This window comes from Flavobacteriales bacterium, assembly GCA_013214975.1.
In the GTDB taxonomy this organism is placed as follows: domain Bacteria; phylum Bacteroidota; class Bacteroidia; order DT-38; family DT-38; genus DT-38.
Genome location: JABSPR010000076.1, coordinates 1 through 2,513 on the forward strand (window position 1 = coordinate 1; position 2,513 = coordinate 2,513).

A 2,513-nucleotide genomic window follows, 5' to 3' on the forward strand; every position below is an offset into this window, starting at 1 on the left:
CAAATAGCGCGGTATTTGTTCCAACCAAGATAGCATCTTCTTCGCTTCTCCATTTGTGAACAAGTGTATTCGAAATAGCGTTGCTCACTTCTGCTGCTCTTTCAGTTTTGTAGTCTCTGATAGTATCAATGTAGCCATTTAATGTTTGGGCCCATTTTAAAATAATATATGGCCTACGATATTTGTGATAAGTGTGGAAGCGTCTGTTTACATTGATTGCTTCATTTTCCAAGAGCCCTTTTTCTACGACATAGTTAGCGGCTTCTAATTTCTCTACACCTTTTCCACCAACCTCTTGGGAATGATCTTCGGTGGCGATGAAAACCTTCCGGATACCATGTTCAATAATAAGATCAGAGCACGGGGGTGTTTTGCCGTAATGTGAGCACGGTTCTAGATTTATATAGATTTCTGAGTCTTTTAAAAGCGATTTGTCTTTTACTGAATTAATTGCATTAACCTCTGCATGAGTTTCACCAAATTGCCGATGATAACCTTCTCCAATAATGGTATCCCTATAAACAATAACACATCCAACTAATGGATTTGGAGAGACATTTCCCAAACCATTCTTAGCCAATTCTAGGCATCTTTGCATGTAGATTTCACAATTATTCATACATTTCAAAAATACATTTTTTACCTCATTTAGGATTATCAAATTGAACCAAACCAAGCATTCCGAGTTAGCCAAATATTTTAATGAGGAACTTTCTGAGTTATATAGCTATAATGAAAGAGATTCGATCTTTGCAATGTGCATAGAATATGTCTTGAAAATCGATAATGTTTCTCTTCGACTCAATCCTAATCGGTTGGTTACTGTGCTAGAAAGGCAAGAACTAGATGTTATTCTTGAAAGATTGAAAACGTCGGAGCCAGTGCAGTACGTATTGGGAGAAGCATGGTTTGATAACTTGATATTAAATGTATCTCCAGGTGTTTTAATTCCCCGGCAGGAAACAGAAGAACTCGTTGCTCTTATTGATCAGAATTTCCGAGGTAAATCTGTAAATATATTAGACATTGGTACAGGAAGTGGTGCTATTGCTCTTGCTCTAAAAGAAAGGAATCCCGATGCGAATGTTATTGCATATGATTTTTCAGAAGTTGCTTTGGACATAGCTAAGGAAAATGCATTAAAGAATAATCTTGATATTAAATTTGAATTGTTTGATATTTTGAAGCGTCAAAATGAGAATATTGAAAGTAAATTTGATGTGATTGTAAGTAATCCGCCTTATGTGTTAAATTCAGAAATGGAAAATATGCACAGTAATGTTGTAAAGTATGAACCTCATGCTGCATTGTTTGTAGAAGATGATAATTCACTGATATTCTATCGAGCAATTTTTAATTTTACAGAAATTAATTTAAAAGAATCGGGCAGTCTTTATTTGGAAATAAATGAAGCAAAAGGGGAAAAACTAAAATCTTACTTGAGAACAAAGAACTTCTTTAAAGAGATTACAATAATAAAAGACTTAAATGGCAGAGATAGATTTATTCAGTGCACAAAATAGCAAAAGTAATGAAGGTGCAGAATCTCGTATCTTGGAATTGATTGATCTTCTCAATGAATATAATTATCAATATTATATACTATCTCAATCTACCATTAATGATTTCAAATTTGATACATTACTGGCAGAATTAGAAAAATTAGAAAGTGAATATCCCGAATACGCTTCTATTAATTCCCCTACAAAAAGGGTTGGCGGAACAATTACAAAGAGCTTCGAGACGATTACACATAAGTATCCTATGCTATCTCTTGGAAACACCTATTCAAAAGGAGAATTAGCTGATTTTGAAACAAGAGTTAAAAAGCAAATTACCGGCGACGTTGAATATACGGTTGAATTAAAGTATGATGGAGTAGCCATTAGTCTTTCTTATGAAGACGGAAAGCTAGTACAGGCTGTTACAAGAGGTGATGGTTTACAAGGAGACGATGTAACAATAAATGCCCGAACTATTAAATCAATTCCCCTTCAACTAAAGGGCGATTACCCCAAAAGCTTTGAGATAAGAGGAGAGGTGTTGATGCATCAAACAACCTTTAATAAGTTAAATGAAGAGCGAAAAGCGGCGAATGAAGATGAATATGCGAATCCTAGAAACGTTGCCTCTGGAACGTTGAAAATGCAGGATTCTTCCGTTGTAGCACAACGAAACTTAGACTGTTTTTTATATTCTATAATAGGGGAGGATCTTGGCATTGCTTCAAATTATGAGAATATATTGGAGGCGAAAAAAAGGGGCTTTAAAGTGTCCTCTACGGAGCAGCAGTTTATTATTAAGTGCACTTCAATAGATCAAATTATGGACTTTGTCGCCTATTGGGATGACAAACGCAAGAACTTGCCTTTCGACATTGATGGTGTAGTTGTAAAAAAGGCAGGTAGGTGCCGGCTGATGAAGGCTGTAAAACCCATTGTAACACAGAATCTCCCAACATGCAGCGTTTGTTATGCAAGACGGATCAGTACTGAGGTACGATGTGTGCTAGA

General features: G+C 35.7%; 3 protein-coding genes. 2 read left to right on the top strand and 1 reads right to left on the bottom strand.

Translation table 11 applies throughout. The features are described 5' to 3' along the window. On the bottom strand, window positions 1-619 hold a 619-nt coding region (gene ribD, locus HRT72_03495), incomplete at its 3' end, for a bifunctional diaminohydroxyphosphoribosylaminopyrimidine deaminase/5-amino-6-(5-phosphoribosylamino)uracil reductase RibD (GenBank protein NQY66771.1). A gap of 43 nt (window positions 620-662) precedes the next feature. Between ribD and prmC the strand changes: the two genes are divergently transcribed. Both prmC and HRT72_03505 read left to right on the top strand, forming a co-directional pair. Beyond that, window positions 663-1,523 (top strand): peptide chain release factor N(5)-glutamine methyltransferase, encoded by an 861-nt coding sequence (gene prmC / locus HRT72_03500; GenBank protein ID NQY66772.1) that lies wholly within the window; start codon window positions 663-665, stop codon window positions 1,521-1,523. Then, a partial coding sequence (locus HRT72_03505; protein NQY66773.1) for a hypothetical protein occupies window positions 1,489-2,513 on the top strand: 1,025 nt, incomplete at its 3' end. The genes prmC and HRT72_03505, both read left to right, overlap by 35 nt.